This is a genomic window from Actinomycetospora soli (assembly GCF_021026295.1).
In the GTDB taxonomy this organism is placed as follows: domain Bacteria; phylum Actinomycetota; class Actinomycetes; order Mycobacteriales; family Pseudonocardiaceae; genus Actinomycetospora; species Actinomycetospora soli.
Genome location: NZ_JAJNDA010000070.1, coordinates 1 through 1,086 on the forward strand (window position 1 = coordinate 1; position 1,086 = coordinate 1,086).

Consider the following 1,086-nt stretch of genomic DNA (forward strand, 5'->3'; position numbering starts at 1 on the left):
CGCGGCAGTGTAATGGGCTTCCCATTCAACCGGCGGCAGGTATCCGACCGACGAATGAAGGCGTTCGTAGTTGTACCAGCGCACCCACTCGGCGGTTTCGCGTTCGACTTCCCGCAGTCCACTCCAATTGCGTGGACAGTCTCGCACGATGACTTCGGTCTTGTACAGCCCGATCGTCGACTCCATCAACGCGTTGTCCAAGGCGTCCCCGACGGTGCCGATCGACCCCGCGATCCCGGCCTCGTGAAGTTCCTCGGTGAACGCCAGAGCCGTGTATTGCGAGCCTGCGTCCGAATGATGAATCAAACCTTCGGCCGTGAACTCGGCGTCCTCTCGTCGACGAGTGGCCAGCGCCTGAGCCAAGGCGGCGGTGACCAGGTCCACCGACTTCGACATCGAGACCCGCCACCCCAGAATTCTGCGCGAATAGACGTCGGTGATGAACGAGGTGTAGACGAACCCGCACGCGGTCCACACGTAGGTGAAGTCCGCGACCCACACCGCGTCCGGCCGGTTCGGGGTCTTCCAACCGCGTTTGATCAGGTCCGGATGCCGCACGGTGCCCTGCTCGCGGGTCGTGGTGCGGGTGCGGTGCTCCCCGCGGCGCACGCCCTGCAGGCCGGCGATCCGCATGAGCCGGGCGACCTGCTCGCGGCCCACCCCCAGCCCGGCGCGCTGGGCGGCCCGCCAGAGCTTGCGGACCCCGTACACCGACCGGTTCGCCCGGTACAGGTCCACAATCTGGTTGACCAGATAGGCCTCGGACAGGGCGGCTTCGCTCACCGGGCAGCGCAGCCACGAATAGTAGGTGTTCGGGGCGATCTTCATGCCGTGCTCGGCGAGCACCGCACAGATCGGCTCGACCCCGAACCGGTCCCGGAACTGGTCAACGTAGAGCAATTTCACCTGAGTCGACGGTCGAGCTCCGCCTGGGCGAAAAACGCCGAGGCAGTCTTCAGGATCTCATTGGCCCGGCGCAGCTCGGCAACTTCCTTCTGCAGCCGCCGGTATTCTTCGAGGTCGACTTGATCACCCTCACCGATCGGCGCTCCGTCCCCGGTGCGGGGACGCTCGCCCTCGATCCAA

1 pseudogene and 1 other annotated feature are annotated in these 1,086 nt (G+C 65.5%); the pseudogene reads right to left on the reverse strand.

The annotated features are described in order from the left end of the window. Positions 1–1,086, reverse strand: a pseudogene (locus LN037_RS32085) (IS3 family transposase); the annotation flags it as partial. Beyond that, positions 814–945: a sequence feature (AL1L pseudoknot), on the reverse strand. It overlaps the preceding pseudogene by 132 nt.